Source organism: Cohnella rhizoplanae, from assembly GCF_948329515.1.
Classification (GTDB): domain Bacteria; phylum Bacillota; class Bacilli; order Paenibacillales; family Paenibacillaceae; genus Cohnella; species Cohnella rhizoplanae.
On sequence record NZ_CAOJCN010000023.1, the window covers coordinates 1 to 17,413 of the forward strand.

Sequence of the window (17,413 nt, forward strand, 5' to 3'; positions counted from 1 at the left end):
CTGGCGAATTGAAATAAGTAAGGTGGCTCCGGGGGTGGAGTAGCGTATCAATGAAATTGCTGGTATCTGAAACAGAGCAAATCAATGCTCTGCTTTTTTTTGTTTAAATTTATTTTGAATACAGGAGCAACTGCTAAGTGTTCCAAGTACCATTTGAGAAGCATTTATAAATTGAATTAACCGTATTTACCCTTGATAATTGAAGATGTTTCCAAATAATTGTACTATTAGTAATAGGCATAAAACCCTAGTTTGGGAGTGTTGGGTTGTCCCACAAAACTTTTGTAAGTATCATCATGCTTATGTTCAATTCAGAGCTAATCATCTAAGGAATACTTATGTGGCAAATAATACATTAATAAATCGATCGTTATTAGATGCTTACGATGGTCCTAGTGATGATTATATTCTTCAAATGGTAAGGCAATATAGCGCAATATCACCTAAAAGAGTCGACCGTTACAATTGTGTTCAGCGAGGCCCACACGCAGAAATGGGTAGACTGGGAGATTTATGCTTCTCCGCGACCACATAAAGATAGGACGCGAATGGTCTTTTTGGAATATTCTCGCCTAATCAGTGATTTCCCAGCTAGGTTACTTGACTATATTAATAGTGGTTATGCAGTGACGATAAATTGAAATAATATCTCTTGGCAGTACCCTAGCAAGATAGATGAAGCATTCGCGAATAGACATAAAGACTATATCTCGTTGTGAATACGAGGGGAGACAGCGAAACAGTTGATGGCAAATCGCAGACGTAAGAAGGGGAGTCACACTTTGGTATTATTTGCGTTATTATTTATGTCTCTTTCAATAATTTTATTTACTATTAGTTTTTTTAGAGCATATAATCCAGGGAAGTTATCATTATCCGCCCCTTTTGGTTTGGGAAATATCGAACTAGATCGAGCGAAGCTAAGTGAAAAAGAGCTTGATATTGCGTGGAAGCTCTATGTACAGCTCTCTACAAGGAAAGCAGCAATTCCCTTAGAAGATAGTGATATCATCACTGAGGTATACGATTCTTGGTACCAGCTATTTTCAACAACAAGGGAGTATCTCATTGAGATGCCTGCTAGGGATATTGAGGATAATGAAAACGCACAGAAAATTATTGCCCTTGCACTTGATGTGCTAAATAAAGGATTACGTCCTCACTTGACAGAGTGGCAGGGGAAATATCAGAAGTGGTACGAAGATGAAATACAGTTAGATAAATATAAAGGAAAATCGCCACAAGAAATTCAAATAATTTACCCACAATATGATGATCTAATAAAGGACATGCGCAGAGTCAATATTGAACTCCAAAAATATGCTGATCAATTAAAACGCTTCTCCCATGAAACACCTGCCAATAAACCTACTAAAATCATTTCATGGTTCAAAGAGAAATGGAATACGACTGTTTAAATTATAAAGCTACGCTCAGCAGAGCACGGGTTATTGAAAATACTGTAGTTTTGCTTGAATTTTTTAGAAGATGTATTCGGAATTCATTTACTGTGCAAGATAGTTGGATATAGTACACGAAAAAGCCGATTGAGGAGTGCGACTCATATGAAAGCCTTTTTATCCCATTCTTCTAGCGATAAAGATTTAGTTCGAAGTGTTGCTAATGAATTAGGTAGACAATTTTGCATCTTTGATGAGCAAGCATTCTCAACCGGAGAAGAGTTCATTTACTCTATTGAAGAAAAACTATCAGAGTCCTCATTATTTGTTTTTTTTGCAAGTAGACAAGCATTAGAGTCTGCTTGGGTAAAGTTTGAACTACACGAAGCTGCGTACAGAAAAATTCAACAGCAAATCGACAAGATATTAGTTTTTTTAATTGATTCGATTGAAGTTAAAGAACTGCCCATGTGGTTGACAAGAGGAAAAATAGAAAGTGTTATATCACCGAAGCTAATAGCAGGAAAGATAAGACAGGTAGTTGATTCTCTCATGAGAAATCAACAGTTTCCTTATTTTGTTGGAAGATTATCTAACATTCAGGAGGCAGAAAATAAACTTATGCCTACGGATGGTTCGCACCCCCCAAAAATTATAAGTATCTTCGGCTTACGGGGGATTGGAAGGAGAACATTCACAACTAGGCTATCAAATGATCTATTAAATCTAGAACGGACTCAAACAATTCAAATAGAAAGTGGTGACTTGCTTAAAGATGTAGCAGTAAAACTGGCTGATATCGTTGAACCTTATGCAACAAAGGAAGGCCTGGAATACTTAATTGAAAGAATAAAAGCGGAAACTAATCAAGATACAATTAGTAGAATAATAAGTTACTTAAAAACACTCGTTAGAAACTCCATTATGCCAGTTTTTATTGATGAAGGTGGCCTTCTAGACGAGAACGCAATTATTTATCCTTTTGTAAGGGAATTAATTAGGAATATCCCAGTAGATGAGGATATATATTTAACCCTTGTCACTACGCGTAAGCCAATTTTTGAAGAAAGTTTTGGAGACTCTGTAATTCCTACAATTCGTTTAGATCCCCTTAAAAACGATGAGACAAAAAGGTTAATTGCAACACTGTCAAACAAAGAACAGCTAAAGCTAAGTGCAGTGCAGATTGCGGAATTAGCTGAATATGTTACAGGGTTTCCACCTTCATCTTATCATGCTATAGCACTTAGTAAGGAGTATGGAATAGATCTCATCCTAGCAGACAAGAGTAAGTTGGTCGAATTTAGGTCCACTTCCTTTATTAGGTTTTTGAAAAGTGATGTTAAATTGAGTGACACGGAGAAGGGGATATTAAAAATATTGGTAATCTATTCACCATTGCCTGTTGCTGTATTGGGGGTAGTGGTGGATCCAGAAAATCAGAACAATTGCCCGGACGCAATAATTAATTTAATCAATCTAGCACTAATAATTCCTGATGAGTTTGGAAACTATAGCATATCAGATCCAATTAGAGAGGCAGTTTATAGGGAGATAGGTAGGCCAGATCCAATGGTAAGTAAAGTTGTATACGAAAGATTAAATGAGTATATACAAAGTGCTGAATCCCCACATTTAGATTTATTTAGGGTGCTGTTTAGGGCACGAAGTATGTTTGAGCACTCAACAAAATCACAAGACGACAAATCAATAAAACTAGCAAGCGACATAGTACGCCTGACTGAGGAGCTGTACCATTCTCGGGATTATATGAGTTGTATTTCTTTTGCAAAAGATGCTCTACTAGAACGTCCGGATAATGTTAAGGCTAGGAGTTTTCTGATTCGGGCGTTAATTCAAGAGGAGCACTGGAAGGAAGCTCAGACCGAAATTGATATTTTGAAACGGGAAAGCAAGCTGCGAGATGCATATTATCTTGAAGGTTTTTTAGAAAGAAAAAGAGGCAGATGGCCTGAAGCTATTGCAGCATATCAAAAATCTTTGGATCATGGGCGCACAGGGACAGCGGTTTATCGTGACCTTGCACAATGTTACTTTTTACTTAATGACTATCCTAGTTCGAGGAAGTTTATTGAGTTGGCCGGCCAAGATTTTGATAATAGATACATTGTTGACTTGCAAATTCAAATATATATGAAAGAGGGCGATCAAGAAAAAGCCAGAGAAAAGCTATTAATATTAAAAGATATTGATTCACTTTCATACTATTTACATAGACTCTCAACGGTTGAGTATCAGTTTAACTCTCTTGGTGAGGCCTATAAGGCATCGAAAGGAGCAGTCGAAGCTGATAGTAGCCCTTCATTTGAAATGTTAGCGCAACTTGTAAATTGTGCAGTAGAAATTGGTGAACTTTCTATCGCGCTGGACAATTTAAAAATATTGGATGATAAGTATAGAAGGGTTAAAAGTGATGTACGGAATGGATTGAGAAGTAAATACGAGATTGCCAAGAAAAATTACCGTGATGCACTTAGTATTTTAAGTAACTTAAAGGAGAAGGATAAACCAGTAATCAAAGCGATGCGTTGTGAAGCAATAGAGGGGCTATTAAGGGAACACTCGATGTCGGATCGAGATAGAATAAATCTGCAGGAAGAATTAGATATATTGAAGAGGGATTTGGATGATGTGAATACTACTGAACTACGTTTTTATTTAGACCATGCCAATTAGCCACTATATACACTGCTATGGTTAGCTGAACCCTCTGAAGAACATACAATCTTAGTTCGAGGTTACGCCGTGAACAGTGCTTGTAGCAAAGCAAATAGCTAAACAAAAGATCGCTAATTCCTTTACAGGAGTTTGCCCAATCTATTTCCACAAAAGTAACTCCGCAACTTTGGTGTCGAAGTTATGTGACTGGAAAAATGTAAATTTCCATTATTGAGCCTTGAAGGTGTACTACCGACTTCAAAAGGTTTTCCCAGTGAATATCTTACACACATCGTCATGCTGGCGTTCAGCCGGACGATGTATTTTTTATGCTCTCAAATCAACAAGAAATCAACACTCAATCTTCCATAGACCTCCTGGTTTCTGCTCCTCCCCCCACCGGGTAATAGAGCCCAAAGGAGGGGCTGTCATGCCGCAAGCGAAGTTTTTTCGCATCATTCTCAGCATTATCTTCGTGCTGATGGCAATCTATTTTCTCTTCCTTGATCGATTCTTGTTCGCGCCGGTCGTTCGGCTGTTCGAAATTCTGATCCTACCGATTACGCTGTCCGGCTTTTTCTATTACCTCCTCCGCCCGATCGTCAACTTTCTACATCACCGGGGGATGAAGCGTTTGCTTGCCGTAACGCTGCTTTATCTGGTGTTTGCGGGTTTAATCGCGCTGTTTGTCTGGCTGGTGTGGCCGACGCTGCGCGATCAAGTGAACACCTTTATCAACAGCGCGCCCGAAGTGGTAGAGGACCTGAACGATCAGGTTCAGGATAAGACCGAAGACGGGAGCGTGGTCTCCGCCGTCCTGCCGGAGTCGTTCGATTTGGAAACCCGGCTTTCGGAATACGCCCAGAAGGCGGCCGCTTGGGCTTCTACGTATTTAACGAATTTGATATCCATCCTATCCCGTGCCGTCTTACTGATCGGCGTCGTGCCGGTCATTCTCTTCTTTATGCTCAAGGACGGGCGTAAGCTCGAGGATTCGCTGCTCTACTTGGTGCCGCGCAAATACAAGGCCGAAGGACATGCGGCCCTGTCGGAGATTGACGAAGCGCTCGGTTCGTTCATCGTAAGCCGGGTTGTGCTGAACATCATTCTCGGCGGACTCATGTACGTCGGCTTCCTGTTCATCGGGCTTCCGTATGCACTGATGCTCGTGCTAGTAGCCGTCGTGCTGAACTTTATTCCGTATATCGGCGCCATTATATCGGCTATTCCGATCCTGGTTGTCGCGTTTATGGAATCGCCCTCCATGGCCCTCTGGTCGCTGCTCATTATTCTGGTTGCGCAGCAGATTCAGGACCATATTCTGACGCCGATCATTTTCGGGCGGACGATGGCGATTCATCCCGTTACCATTATCGTGCTGCTGTTGGTTGGCGGCGATCTCGCGGGCGTGCTCGGCATGCTGCTCAGCATTCCGGCCTATATTGTGGTTAAAATATTGCTGACGCACATCTACAAGCTCTTCTTCCAGGAGAAGGTGGAAGAGATTGTAGAATAGCGGCGATCCAAGGACCAACGGAGCATCCGGCGCAAGCCCGTATGCTCTGTTGGTTTATTCATTTCACCCTAAAAGTACGCGGTCCCCATCTCTTAACCAGAATGATCGCCGTCACGAAGTAAACGGCCGTGATTGTGACTATGGCTATAGCTAGTCCCGCGGCATCGGCCTTCAAGAGGAGGGCCAATACGAAAGCCATAGAAACGGCAATGTTGACGAGAAAGAAAAAGGGATTTTTCACGTTGAGCTCGGTCGAATAAGGCTGCAGGATGTAATACAGGAACAGATGGTGGATGGAGAAAAATACGGATAGCGCAACCAGGCAGACCCACGTAAGGAGCAATTCGCTCGTCGGGACTCCCCCGGCCGTCAGCGCAAATCCGGTCAAGGCGGCTCCCATCCCGCCGGCAAGCGTGAGGTTAAGCCCGCAGATGCGGTATAGCCGTTGGCGGAAATGACGGTCGGCGTCATTGCGGTAGAAGCTGTAACGCATGAGGCTGAGATCGCAGTTATAGAACAAGGCCTTGCATGCTTTTTCCCCAATGGACAGAAAGTTCATGATCCAGATCAGCCAAGGCATTCCCTTGCTCCAGTTTGCAGCCAGGGCGGAGGCCCGTTCAGGGTCGGTCACAGAGAGCGCGACGCCGATTAAGCCTATAGCGCCGATAATGGCCATTCTGTTCCACAAGGGGCGCGATAGGAGGCTGCGATGCCTTGCGAAAAACAACGCATGGAGATAGGCATACCCTTCACGGCTGTTAAAGGGGACCGTCTGCCCGTCGCTATGCGTATAGTCGAGGTCCTTGTCCTTTGACTTGACTTGCATTTTATTTGCTTCGCTGAACATTTTCCCGAGATCGAGCAGCGGATCGTCCCGTCTCGCGGCGGCATCCACTGCGGTTCGATAGTCGGCATATCGTGCTAACCGCACCGCGGCGATCGCGCCCAGCGCCGCAATGACCATCGTAACGGGCCACAGCAGCAGCAGCTTGCCGCCGGAGGGAATCCAATTTAGAAAAATCGGCGCATAAGCAGCCGCGTAACCGAGTCCAATCGCAAGCCAAACGACCGCCGTATTTTTGATGAGCACGTTTCCCGTTTTCTGAAACAGCTTGAGATGAAGATATTCGCAAAACACCCGCCAAAGCGTGACCGACGCGGCCAGCGCGATCCCTTGAATAAAGGGGACGTCCAGTAGAGAGGCGAAGAGCAGCATAGCCGGTATGTAGTAGATAAAGTAAGAGAAATAACGATAGCCCAGCGACGCTTGCATATAGGCGGCAGGCTTCATCCGCATGAGCTTTACGGCAATGTACTTCTCTCGCTTCGTCTCCAGAACCGTGATGCTCGCGACACCCGCAACCAAGAAGCTAAGCAGCAAAAAGATATGCAAAAATAGCGACAGCTGATCCTCCTGGGATAGGGTCTCGTTCCCTACGACGGCCGGCAAGTAAACCATCAAACCCAGAAAAGCCAGCTTGGACACGAAGCCCCAGACGATTTGCAGAAGGAACGCGATGACGGCAATCGCCTTTTTCCCTTTCAGATTGGCATATTGCGTATCCTTAACGGCTCTGCCGGCCAACGGCAGCCTCTGGGCGTAATAAATCAGTCGATTGACGGCGGAGGAAGTCCGGATGGAAAACAGCGTGCTAAATGTCCTCAGCATGACTCGTATCCTTTAACAATGAAATAATGCTTGGCTCGAACTCCGCGCTGCCTAGCCAATCGGCCGGTACGGCGGACAATCGGCCGTTGTTCAGCACGACGATCTCATCGCATAAGTCGGCGGCCAACTGCAAGATATGGGTAGAGAAAATGAGGATATGATCGCGTTTCATTTCGCGCAGCATATTTTTCATCTCATGCGCCACGATCACGTCGAAGGAGGTCAGCGGTTCGTCAAGCAGGATGACCGGCGGTTTTGAAATGAGAAAAAGCATCATCTGAATTTTGTTTTTCATGCCATGGGAGTAGTTTTTAATAAGCCGGTGACGATCTTCCCCCGACATGCTCATGCGATCGAAGTAAGCGTCGATATTGGCGTCAGGATGCTTATCCCGGTTAATATCGAGGAAGAATTTAATGAATTCATAGCCGGTCAGAAATTCGGGCAGGATCGGCAGCGAATACACGTAACCAATATCCGCCTCGGCCAGTTTCCGCTCGCCTTCCCCATCCTTCAACCGCGCATGTCCGCCATCGATCTGGGTTTCGCCGCTCAGACAATTAAACAATGTCGTTTTCCCTGCGCCGTTGCGACCTAGCAGTCCGTATATTTTACCTTTTTGAAAATGGAACCCTGCGTCCTGGAGCACTTTTTTATCCCCAAAGCTTTTGGTCATTCCCTGTAGGATGAGTTCGATGCCGGTTACCCCATTTCTGATGGTATATGGTCACTCGTCTATTACGCAGCTGTAACCGGACCGTTGCGGACATTCCCGGGCAGGCGCGAGGCAGTTCCCGTTTGGTAACTATCTTACCGATCCGTGTCTATCGCACGAAAAAGTGCATTCTATTCGCATCGGAATGGCTGTGATAGGATGATCCAAACAGAAGGGAAGGTGCCGCATGTCAGCGTATCGTTTGGATGTGGGAAAGCAGAGGATCGTGTGGGGCGTAAAGCTGGATCCTGTCGCGGGTGAAACGCTTGGCCCGGAAGACGCGGCCGTGAAGCCTTCTGCCGAGAATGGATTCTGGGAGTGGGACTTGCCGAACGGGGTGTACACGGCCAGGGAGATCGTCAAGGCATTAGGGGTGCTGCTCGAAGCGATTGACGTTCAATTGGGGGAGGCGGCGAATCGCGAGGCGCTGCTGGCGAATATCGAGAAGACCCTCGCAACAGCCGGGCGGGAAACGGCGCTTCCCCTAGGCGCCTTGGCGCTGCACGATCATGGGAGGCTGGAGCTGTCCACGCAGGCTAGCCGGATCGGGGAGACGCTGGCGCAGTGGGCCCGCGCGTACGACGGAGAGGCGCACGGCCTGCGGGAGCTCGGCGGCGAGGTGCTGGGGCGTCTCGTATTCCGAAGCCGGTGCGACCATCATCTCTGGACCCATGAGGTGACCGATATGCTCACGGGGCCGGCGAGCGGGCCGTCCGTCATGCAGCTGTTCAACGAGTATCTGCACGAGATCGTGCTCCTGCGGGACGCGCTTCTCCCGTTCGAGAATTGGCAGGAGGTACCGCTGGAGCTGACGGCACGGCAAACCCGGGGGCTGCGGTATACCGAAGAAGCTCATGCCGCGTTCCTCTCGCAGCTTCTGGCAAGGCCGCTGGACCACAAGTCGCTTGTGCACTATGCGGCAAGCCTGCTGGCACCGGAGCTGTCGGCCGACGGCTATGGTTTTCAATATCGGCATGGGACGATTCTGCCGGCGAGCCTGGGGACCGAGCTGGCCGAGGCGCCCCGGTATCTTCTCCGGTGGTACCCGGTACGGATGGTCGAGTCAGACGAACGGGATGCGATCGCTTTTGCATATGAATACTCCGACTATTACACGGCGCCGCGATCGCAGCTGGGAACCGGTTCACAGGAGAGCGGGGGAGAAGAGGCGGAGACGGGGTTGGGCGGCATCGTCGAGGCGAGCCTGCAGGCGTCCCTGGCTCCGAGCGGCCAAGCGGTCATTTCGTTCCAGCTGCGTGCGAATGCAGACACGTATGCCGTCGATTTGGGCCAGATCTTTCGGGGCCATCGCTTTCATTACCGCACACCTCCTGCAGACGAGAAGCCGATCAGCCCGTCCCCGATCCCAGAGAAGTCAGATATCGCCTATCACGCTGCGGCGCATGTCTTCTCCCTCTCCGGATTGGTGACGAGTGAAGCGGGAACGCATCAGCTCGCGAGCGGAGGAAATGAACTCGTCGCAAGAGCGCTGCTCGGGAAGCTCTACCCGGAAAATGTCATCCTGCTCGAACGCGGCGATGCGGACGAACTTGAGGCGGCAAAGGACGCAGGCAAGCGATTCGGCGCAAAGTTTCTCCTCCTCGCAGGGCAGGATCAGGCTCGCTTGTCTTCCATAGAAGAAGCTTCGGCGGGGAAGCTGTCGATATAATCGGCTCCGAAATCGCACAGCTGCTTGAGAAGAGGGACCAGCCGCATGCCGCGGTCGGTCAGATCGTACTCCACCTTGGGCGGAACCACGGGATACACGCTGCGCGCGATCAGCCCGTCGCGTTCGAGATCGCGCAGCTGCTCGGTCAGCATCTTGTGGGTGGCGCCGGGCATGAGCTTCAGCAGCTCGCCGAATCGGAAGGTTTGGTCGGCCAGATGGCTCAGGATGAGAATCTTCCATTTGCCGCTGACGAGCTCCATCGCGATCTCGGAGGCGCAGCGGTATGCCTTATCCCGGAAATGGATCATACAGGCCCTCCCCCCTCTCTAAATCCAAGTAATTCAATCTAATTACAAAAGATTTTAACAAAACGGCAAGACCGCTTCAACCCTTTTCTTCAGGCACTCGCAGGCTCGAGGTGACATTCATGGCTCCAGAACGATTCGACCGCATCATGGAGATTGTCTCCATGTCGCTGCTGCCCTTGCTGAAGGGCACGGTCCTGTATACGATTCCGATCTCGCTGCTGTCCTTCGCGCTGGGACTCGTACTTGCATGGGTCATCGCCCTCGCGGGCTTATCGGCCAACGCCTATATCCGGATTCCCGCCCGGGTGTATGTGTGGATCATTCGCTGTACGCCGATTCTGGTGCAGCTCTTTCTCATATTCTATGGCCTGCCAAGCTTCGGCATTCTGCTGTCGCCGTTCGCCAGCATCGTGATCAGCCTAACGATCTCGGAGGCGGCCTATTCGTCGGAGATTATGCGGGCAGCCATCCTGTCGATCCCGCGCGGTCAATGGCGGGCGGGCTACGCGCTCGGCATGTCGGGGAGCCAGAACTTCATCCGCGTGATTCTGCCGCAGGCGTCCCGGATCTGCGTGCCAAGCTTGGGCAATCAATTCATCACGCTGTTTAAAACCTCGTCGCTGGCCGCGCTCGTGACGCTCCCCGATTTGTTCGGCGCGGCCAAACTGATCGCCGCCTCAACCTTCGAGCCGATGCTGCTGTACCTTATCGCGGGCACGTATTATCTCGTTCTCTGTTCCGCGCTCACGATCTGGCAGTCCCGGCTGGAGCGGCGGCTCGGGGCCTATCAGACCTAAGGAAGGAGGGAGCGGGCGTGACCCTCTTGTTAACCCTTCAAGGCGTAACGAAGCGATTCGGCGATGTGCCGGTCCTCAAGGACATCGATCTTGAACTGTCCCAAGGGACGACGACGGTTGTAATCGGGCCGTCCGGCTCGGGCAAGTCGACGCTGCTGAATTGCATCAATCTATTGGAGATCCCGACCGGCGGGAGCATCCGTCTCGGCGAGCGGCAGCTCCGCTTCTCCCCGGCGGAGAAGCCTAACCCGAAGGCCATCCTGGCCTTTCGCCGGCAGACCGGAACGGTCTTTCAGGGCAACCACCTGTTTCCGCATATGACCGCGCTCGAAAACGTCATGATCGGTCCGGTCACCGCGCGCCGGTTAACCCGCGCCGACGCACAGGCCCGCGCCGTCGCGCTGCTGGAGCAAGTCGGTCTCGGGGCCTACCGGGACCGCTACCCGTATCAGCTGTCGGGCGGACAGCAGCAGCGGGTCGGCATCGCCCGGGCGATGTCGATGGAGCCGCAGATTCTCCTGTTCGACGAACCGACCTCGGCGCTCGATCCGGAGCTGGTCGGCGAGGTGCTGGAGGTCATGCGTGCCTTGAGCCGCTCCGGCATCACGCTTATCGTTGTGACGCACGAGCTTGAATTCGCCGGCCGGGTCGCGGACCGGGTGCTGTTCATGGACCAGGGCATGATCCTGGAGGACGGGACGCCTGAGGCAGTCTTCGCGCATTCCCGCCAGGAACGGGTTCGGCAATTCGTGAGCCGCTTGGCGCCGGGTTTCGCTTCGCCTATTCCTGCGTATTCCATTTAATTTTCATATTATCGGAGGATGGTTGATCGTGTTCAGAAAACTGGTGATTCTCGCTGCTGCGGCAGGATTGCTCTTGAGCGCATGCAGCGTCAACAAGGGCCAAGACGGCAGCTCGCTTGCGCAATTGAAGAAAAAAGGGGAAATCGTCGTCGCCACCACCGGCACGTACCCGCCTTACTCGTTCCACGACGCCAGCGGCTTAACCGGCTTCGATATCGATATTTCCAAGGAAGTCGGCAAGCGGATCGGCCTGAAGGTGAAATTTGCCGAGGTCGAGTTCGCAGGCATGTTCTCGGGCCTGGACGGCGGCCGCTTCGATACGATTCCGCAGCTGTCCATTACCGAGGAGCGCCAGAAGAAGTACGACTTCTCGGATCCTTATCAATTCTCCAACTTGACCCTGATCGTGCTCGAGGAGAACAAGGAGATCAACGGCTTCGAGGACCTGAAGGGGAAGAAGACGAACGGACTTGCCGAATCCGTACAAGGGGCGCTTGCGTTAAAATATGGTGCGGTACTGGTGCCGGAAAATGGCGACTCCGTCGAGCTGCTGCAATCGAAGCGGGTCGATGCCCTGATCTATAACAGCTTGTATTTCCTGGATTTGCGCAAAAAGCGACCCGATCTCAAGATCAAGGTGGTCGACCGGTCCAGTGACCTCGAAACGGCGGCGTTCCTGTTCCGGAAGGGCAATGCGGATACGGTGGAAGCCTTCGACGAAGCGCTGAAGGCGATGCACGCGGACGGCACCTACGCCAAGATCTCGACGAAGTACTTCGGTAAAGACATTTCCGAAGGCGTGAAGCTATAAGATTGACTCTGAGTGGCCAGCGCCATCGACGCACATGTACATCGCCGCGCGGCCAGAGCGCCCCGGCGATGTAACATCATTATTGATCCAAGAGCGAGCGGGGGAGCGCGTTCCCGTTATCGGCGTCGGCGGCTTATGGACGCCGGAAGATGTCGTTCAAGCGCTCGGAACCGGCGTTGCTCTGGTTGGGCTTGGCCATGCCATGCTGCTGAATCCGGATTGGGTGGAAAAGGTTCGTTCCGGTCGCGAAGCGGAAATCAAAACGACGCTCTCGCGCGCCTCGCAAGAGGAGCTGCGGATTCCGGATCGGATGTGGGGGATGATCACCCATGTCCCGGGGTGGTTTAACGTGGTGGATTGAACGCGCGAATCTTTTATAACCGTTCACATTGAAAAGAGCACCCGCTCAGGTGCTCTTTTGTCACGCCTTACGCCTTATAGCGTACACATGCCCGCAACTAGACAATCTCTTTAATCCCTCGCTGCTCGAACACACTCATGACTTGTACCATCGCGCTGCATGCTTTTGGAAAGCCGACATAAGCGGCGCAATGGATGACGAGTTCGACGATTTCTTTTGGCGTCATCCCCACATTGAGCGCCCCGTTGATATGAAAAGCCATTTGTTCAAAGGCGCCCTGTGAGATTAACGCGGTCAGCGTAATGGTTTCTCTTTGTTTATAGTCCAAGGTTTCTCTGGAATAGATCTCTCCGAAGCCAAAGGAAACGAGGAAATCCGCAAAATCGGGATAAAACTTTTGAAAGGCTTCGATCGCTTTCAAGCCTTGTGCGCCGACCATCTCATTGAGAACTTCGATTCCCTTGTTATAATGCTCCGGATCTCTGCTCATATTTATCCCCTCTTCGTCGTTGGTGGCAGTTCAGTTGGATCAACCATCGCTTCGATAACGACAGTCGCCTTTGCCAGTTTAGCCTTTTCTATTGCCTCTCTCAGTTCCTCGGCATCGAAGCATTTAAAAGAGAGAGCCCCCATGGATTCCGCAAACTTTTGAACGTCTAACATCGTGGGATACACCGTCCCTACGGCTTTTCCTAAGTTCAAAGTCATCCCGGTATCCACCATGTCGATCTTCCCGTTATTGAACACGATAAAAATGACATTCGCTCCGTAGTTAACGGCCGTAGAAATCTCGGTACCATGCATGAACGTGCATCCGTCCCCGGTCAGGCAAACAATCTTAGCATCCGGCTTGGCCATCTGGGCGCCAATCGAATAACCTATCGCATGGCCCATGGTGCCGAACACGTCATCAAAAAAGAAGGTGCCGGGTCTCTTGATGCCGTAATGCTTGATCGCATAAAAGGTGTGACTCCCATCGTCTCCAAAAACAATCGTATCGTCATCTAAAGCTGCGCTCATCACTTTAACGGCTTCAACCGCAGACAATGGAGATTTAATTTCCACGGAGGGGGCTTCCACTTTATAATCGCGAATATCGAAGGGCATTTTCGTAATTTCTTTATAATCCAGTTTATCGAATAAGGCATGGAGATTGGTCTGAATGTCTCCCATAATCGGCAGGGTTTCCACTTCCATAGATTTACCTATAAAAGTTTGGTCCATATCGAACTGGATGACTTTTTTCGGATATTGGGAAGGCTTGAGACCGGCAAGGGACATGTCGGACAGCTTCGTTCCGATGACGATCATCAGATCTAATCCGCATTCCACGTAAGCGCTGGATTCCTCGGTCCCCCCCAGACCAAAAGCCCCCAGCGACAAATGGTGATCGCTCTCAAATACGCCTTTGCCCCCTGGCGTGGTCATGACCGGAATATTGAAAATCTCGGCTAACATTTTCACTTCTCGATAGGCCCTGCTCGAATGTACGCCTTTCCCGAGAAAGATCACTTTTTTGCCAGGAAGATTGATTATATCCCTGCACTTATCCAAGTTTGAAGCAACAGGATAGACCGCCTCCGGCAGGTCCATCTCGAACTCGGGTATCCTTTCGGCTAAAACGTCTGCAGCGACGGAGAGATGAACCGGACCTTTAACGCCGGAGTAGGCTTTTTCCAAGGCATGCTGAAAATAAGACTTAAAGGTATCCGCTCTTTCCACTCTGGCGCTAAACTTGGTCACGGATTCGAACATCTTGACGAGATCCGTGCCAAACATCGTCGAGTCTTGACCTAACGCTCTGCCCGAATCCTTGATCGAAGGATGTCCGGTGATAAATAAAACAGGCAGATGAGAGGCTTTGGCTTGACCGGCAGACGTTAAAAGATTCGTGCCGCCCGGCCCCGAAGTTCCGATGGCGACGCCCAATTTACGATTCATTAATGCGTAGCCGGCAGCCTCGAAGCCAGCCCCCGACTCATGCTTGGACAAGACGAACTCGATCCCGGAATGATGTAAATCCAGAATGAGCGGCGTGACAGGCTTGCCTGGGATGCCAAATACGTGGTTGATCCCCCACCTTTTAAAGTGGATTGCTAATATCTCGGATATCTTTTTCATATTAACCGTCCATCTCGCTTGAGGAATTATTAATACCGTTATTTGTTTATCGTGTCATTCAACGGATAAAACGACTTTTCAAAATCTTCGACGGACAACGGTTTGCTAAAATAATAGCCTTGAACGATATCGCATTTTTTCATCTGTAAAAAATCGAGCTGGTCTTTGGTTTCCACGCCTTCTGCTACGACGTCCAAGTTTAAATTGTGAGCCATGGAGATAATGGTGCTAACGATGTTCAAATCGTTTTTATCGAACATGATATCTCGGACAAAGGATTGGTCTATTTTTAAAGTATGGATAGGGAACTTCTTTAAGTAGTTCAGAGAGCTGTACCCGGTCCCGAAGTCATCGATGCTTATTCGTACGCCCAAAGCGTTCAATTGACCTAACACGTTTATCGCGCGCTCCACGTCCATGGTCATCGTTTCCGTAATTTCTAATTCCAAATAATGAGGGTCCATTCCGTTTTCATTTATAATATGGGAAATGACTTCGACCAGGTTATCCTTTAAGAATTGCTGCGAAGAAAGGTTCACCGCGATTCTGAATTTAGGAAATCCCCGTTCAACCCACCGCTTGCTCTGATCGCAGACCTCGTTTAACACCCATTCGCCAACCTGAGAGATCAACCCGTTTTCTTCCAGGATGGGAATGAATGCGGCTGGCGCAACAATGCCGTATTCCGGGCTGTTCCATCTTAGGAGCGCTTCCGCTCCGATGATTTTCTTATTTATGATGTCAACCTGCGGTTGATAGTACAGGATAAACTCTTTATTTTCTAAGGCCCTTCTTAATGACACCTCCAAGGATAGTTTATCTTTCTCCTTAGAATGGGACTTCATGTTGGCGTCGAATAGGGTATAGTTATTCCTCCCTTTTGATTTCGACTTATACATCGCATTATCCGCGTATACCATGAACGTCTCGGCGTCCGTCCCGTCATTGGGGTAGATGGCAATGCCGATACTCGCGGTTACATGGAACTTGGAGCCGTTGATCGTGAAGGCCGTGTCGAATAAGTCGATGATTCTCTTCCCGATTTGAGTCACTTCTTTTGCGTCGTTTAGGCCATGGAACAGGAATATAAACTCGTCTCCGCCCATTCTAAATACTTTCCCATTGTCGCCTAAGAAATCGATCAGTCTGCTAGAAACCTGTTTGAGTAAAAGATCGCCGTTTGAATGTCCGAAAGCATCGTTAATCGTCTTAAAGTGATCCAGATCCAGGAACATCAGTGCCAGATCAATATTGCTGCCTGAAGTCAGGGATGAAGAAATATGAAAATTCAGGGTCTCATGAAGCGAGCGTCTATTGGGCAACGACGTTAATTCGTCATGGTAGGCCAAATAATTGTGCCGTTCCTCATTCAGATAACGTTCCGTGATGTCTCTGAGTTGAGAGTAAGAACCTATAAAATTATGGGTTTCGTCATAGATGGGTTGGGCGTCGAATAAACAAACGACCTTTTGATCATGAACGGTTCTTAAAATCATTTGCACGTTATCAAAACTCTTTTTATTTTGGATGACCTGGTACATGTGACGACTTATTTGACATTCCGGGTGCCGGTTACTTCGATCGACGATGTTGGTGTCTTTGAGAATACCGAAGGATTCGACCACAAAGTCGTTGACCGAATTGATGATCCCGTCGGCATTGGTGATGATAATGCCGTTTCTATTTTTATTTACGATAATTTGATTGAGCATATTTAGCTTTTTATTCTGTTTTCGCAGCAGCAGCTCTCTCTCGATAGAGTCAACTACCGTGGATAACATGGTTAAGAAAAACGGATTATGCAATTCGGTTGCGGTCATGATACATATGCTACCGAGTAAATCGTTGATATCCGTATAATGAAAAGCCACTCCATAACAGGCCGAGCCATGAAGGAACGTATGGTAATGATTGGAGCCCACGAGTTGAATCGGATGGCGCTGTTGAAGAGACAAGCTCACCACGTTCGTACCCATATCTTCTTGCGTAAATTGGGCGCCGACTTGTATGCCTAATTGTTGTATGGTTGTTTTTATCGTTTCGTCGCCCACCATATGAAGCAAATAGCCTTTTTCATCCGAGATGACGATCAGTAACGGGGTTCCGCTTAACGAGTCCAAAATCTTTTTAGAAAAAAAATCAACAACGGATAAAATCTCGCTGTACGTCTTTCTTTTATTCGACAGTTCTTCGTCCGACATCGAATGCTTCGGTTTTCTAATTTCATTCGGATCCATTCCTGCTTCAATACATAGCCGTTTAGACGCGACGATATAGTCCTGTTCATGGTTCGGCTGTATCATTCTAATCACCTCCGATAATTCTAGCATTTTATATCAACGTAATCCTTGAACTTTACTAACCCGTAACTACATCTTTCATTATTATTCGGCAATAGATGATATTTAACCTTCAACGTTTCCTGCGGATTTTGGGACTTTAGCAATAATGATGGGCAAAAAAGGGTGCCTTCCTATCGACGATAGCAACTATTCACACCCCCCAACCTATGCTAAACTTCTTCCCATCATCTATTTTCCAGTCTGTGTCAATTCGTTTCCGAG

Annotated in this window: 15 protein-coding genes; 9 read left to right on the plus strand and 6 right to left on the minus strand. The window is 48.8% G+C overall.

The window, feature by feature from the left end; translation table 11 throughout:
- Nucleotides 1–467 precede the first annotated feature (467 nt).
- The 4 genes from PQG80_RS28910 (at nucleotide 468) to PQG80_RS23770 (ending at nucleotide 5,595) form a co-directional block, all read left to right on the plus strand.
- Complete coding sequence (locus tag PQG80_RS28910; protein WP_432432803.1) at nucleotides 468–641, plus strand: hypothetical protein; 174 nt, start codon at nucleotides 468–470, stop codon at nucleotides 639–641.
- A gap of 102 nt (nucleotides 642–743) precedes the next feature.
- Nucleotides 744–1,418, plus strand: a complete 675-nt coding sequence (locus PQG80_RS23760; RefSeq protein ID WP_271754154.1) for a hypothetical protein — start codon at nucleotides 744–746, stop codon at nucleotides 1,416–1,418.
- Nucleotides 1,419–1,565: 147 nt separating this feature from the next.
- The gene (locus tag PQG80_RS23765) at nucleotides 1,566–4,097 is read left to right on the plus strand and encodes a TIR domain-containing protein (protein ID WP_271754155.1); all 2,532 of its coding nucleotides are present in this window, start codon (nucleotides 1,566–1,568) and stop codon (nucleotides 4,095–4,097) included.
- Nucleotides 4,098–4,509: 412 nt separating this feature from the next.
- The gene (locus PQG80_RS23770) at nucleotides 4,510–5,595 is read left to right on the plus strand and encodes an AI-2E family transporter (protein ID WP_271754156.1); all 1,086 of its coding nucleotides are present in this window, start codon (nucleotides 4,510–4,512) and stop codon (nucleotides 5,593–5,595) included.
- A 58-nt stretch (nucleotides 5,596–5,653) separates the two neighbouring features.
- Here the strand turns inward: PQG80_RS23770 and PQG80_RS23775 are convergent, their stop codons facing one another.
- A complete protein-coding gene (locus PQG80_RS23775) occupies nucleotides 5,654–7,081 on the minus strand; it encodes a hypothetical protein (protein ID WP_271754158.1) in 1,428 nt (475 codons plus the stop codon).
- A 166-nt stretch (nucleotides 7,082–7,247) separates the two neighbouring features.
- Nucleotides 7,248–7,940, minus strand: coding sequence for an ABC transporter ATP-binding protein (locus PQG80_RS23780; RefSeq protein WP_271754159.1), 693 nt, complete (start codon nucleotides 7,938–7,940; stop codon nucleotides 7,248–7,250).
- Nucleotides 7,941–8,166: 226 nt separating this feature from the next.
- Between PQG80_RS23780 and PQG80_RS23785 the strand changes: the two genes are divergently transcribed.
- The gene (locus PQG80_RS23785; protein WP_271754160.1) at nucleotides 8,167–9,648 is read left to right on the plus strand and encodes a hypothetical protein; all 1,482 of its coding nucleotides are present in this window, start codon (nucleotides 8,167–8,169) and stop codon (nucleotides 9,646–9,648) included.
- On the opposite strand, the gene PQG80_RS23790 is transcribed toward PQG80_RS23785, so the two are convergent.
- Nucleotides 9,594–9,956, minus strand: a complete 363-nt coding sequence (locus tag PQG80_RS23790) for a winged helix-turn-helix transcriptional regulator (protein WP_271754161.1) — start codon at nucleotides 9,954–9,956, stop codon at nucleotides 9,594–9,596. The genes PQG80_RS23785 and PQG80_RS23790 overlap by 55 nt on opposite strands.
- A 119-nt stretch (nucleotides 9,957–10,075) precedes the next feature.
- On the opposite strand from PQG80_RS23790, the gene PQG80_RS23795 reads away from it, so the two are divergent.
- The 4 genes from PQG80_RS23795 to PQG80_RS23810 are packed head-to-tail and all read left to right on the plus strand — an operon-like array spanning nucleotide 10,076 to nucleotide 12,728.
- Nucleotides 10,076–10,753: an amino acid ABC transporter permease gene (locus PQG80_RS23795; RefSeq protein ID WP_271754162.1), complete on the plus strand. Its 678-nt coding sequence runs from the start codon at nucleotides 10,076–10,078 to the stop codon at nucleotides 10,751–10,753.
- Between the two features lie 26 nt (nucleotides 10,754–10,779).
- Nucleotides 10,780–11,556: an amino acid ABC transporter ATP-binding protein gene (locus PQG80_RS23800; RefSeq protein WP_271754231.1), complete on the plus strand. Its 777-nt coding sequence runs from the start codon at nucleotides 10,780–10,782 to the stop codon at nucleotides 11,554–11,556.
- A gap of 28 nt (nucleotides 11,557–11,584) precedes the next feature.
- Nucleotides 11,585–12,367 (plus strand): transporter substrate-binding domain-containing protein, encoded by a 783-nt coding sequence (locus PQG80_RS23805; RefSeq protein ID WP_271754164.1) that lies wholly within the window; start codon nucleotides 11,585–11,587, stop codon nucleotides 12,365–12,367.
- A 34-nt stretch (nucleotides 12,368–12,401) separates the two neighbouring features.
- Nucleotides 12,402–12,728, plus strand: a complete 327-nt coding sequence (locus tag PQG80_RS23810) for a beta/alpha barrel domain-containing protein (protein WP_271754165.1) — start codon at nucleotides 12,402–12,404, stop codon at nucleotides 12,726–12,728.
- A 97-nt stretch (nucleotides 12,729–12,825) separates the two neighbouring features.
- Here PQG80_RS23810 and PQG80_RS23815 read toward each other — a convergent pair whose 3' ends face one another.
- From PQG80_RS23815 to PQG80_RS23825, 3 genes are read right to left on the minus strand one after another with little or no spacing between them, the layout of a single operon-like run.
- The gene (locus PQG80_RS23815) at nucleotides 12,826–13,218 is read right to left on the minus strand and encodes a carboxymuconolactone decarboxylase family protein (RefSeq protein WP_271754167.1); all 393 of its coding nucleotides are present in this window, start codon (nucleotides 13,216–13,218) and stop codon (nucleotides 12,826–12,828) included.
- Between the two features lie 2 nt (nucleotides 13,219–13,220).
- Complete coding sequence (locus tag PQG80_RS23820) at nucleotides 13,221–14,849, minus strand: thiamine pyrophosphate-binding protein (RefSeq protein ID WP_271754168.1); 1,629 nt, start codon at nucleotides 14,847–14,849, stop codon at nucleotides 13,221–13,223.
- 38 nt (nucleotides 14,850–14,887) lie between these two features.
- Nucleotides 14,888–17,152, minus strand: coding sequence for an EAL domain-containing protein (locus PQG80_RS23825; RefSeq protein WP_271754169.1), 2,265 nt, complete (start codon nucleotides 17,150–17,152; stop codon nucleotides 14,888–14,890).
- Between the last annotated feature and the right edge of the window lie 261 nt (nucleotides 17,153–17,413).

Bases quoted from the DNA above. Each gene is read 5' to 3' on its own strand.
- PQG80_RS23765 (WP_271754155.1), top strand. From the start codon at position 1,566: ATGAAAGCCTTTTTATCCCATTCTTCTAGCGATAAAGATTTAGTTCGA.
- PQG80_RS23770 (WP_271754156.1), top strand. From the start codon at position 4,510: ATGCCGCAAGCGAAGTTTTTTCGCATCATTCTCAGCATTATCTTCGTG.
- PQG80_RS23780 (WP_271754159.1), bottom strand. From the start codon at position 7,940: ATGACCAAAAGCTTTGGGGATAAAAAAGTGCTCCAGGACGCAGGGTTC.
- PQG80_RS23785 (WP_271754160.1), top strand. From the start codon at position 8,167: ATGTCAGCGTATCGTTTGGATGTGGGAAAGCAGAGGATCGTGTGGGGC.
- PQG80_RS23790 (WP_271754161.1), bottom strand. From the start codon at position 9,956: ATGATCCATTTCCGGGATAAGGCATACCGCTGCGCCTCCGAGATCGCG.
- PQG80_RS23795 (WP_271754162.1), top strand. From the start codon at position 10,076: ATGGCTCCAGAACGATTCGACCGCATCATGGAGATTGTCTCCATGTCG.
- PQG80_RS23810 (WP_271754165.1), top strand. From the start codon at position 12,402: ATGTACATCGCCGCGCGGCCAGAGCGCCCCGGCGATGTAACATCATTA.
- PQG80_RS23815 (WP_271754167.1), bottom strand. From the start codon at position 13,218: ATGAGCAGAGATCCGGAGCATTATAACAAGGGAATCGAAGTTCTCAAT.
- PQG80_RS23820 (WP_271754168.1), bottom strand. From the start codon at position 14,849: ATGAAAAAGATATCCGAGATATTAGCAATCCACTTTAAAAGGTGGGGG.
- PQG80_RS23825 (WP_271754169.1), bottom strand. From the start codon at position 17,152: ATGATACAGCCGAACCATGAACAGGACTATATCGTCGCGTCTAAACGG.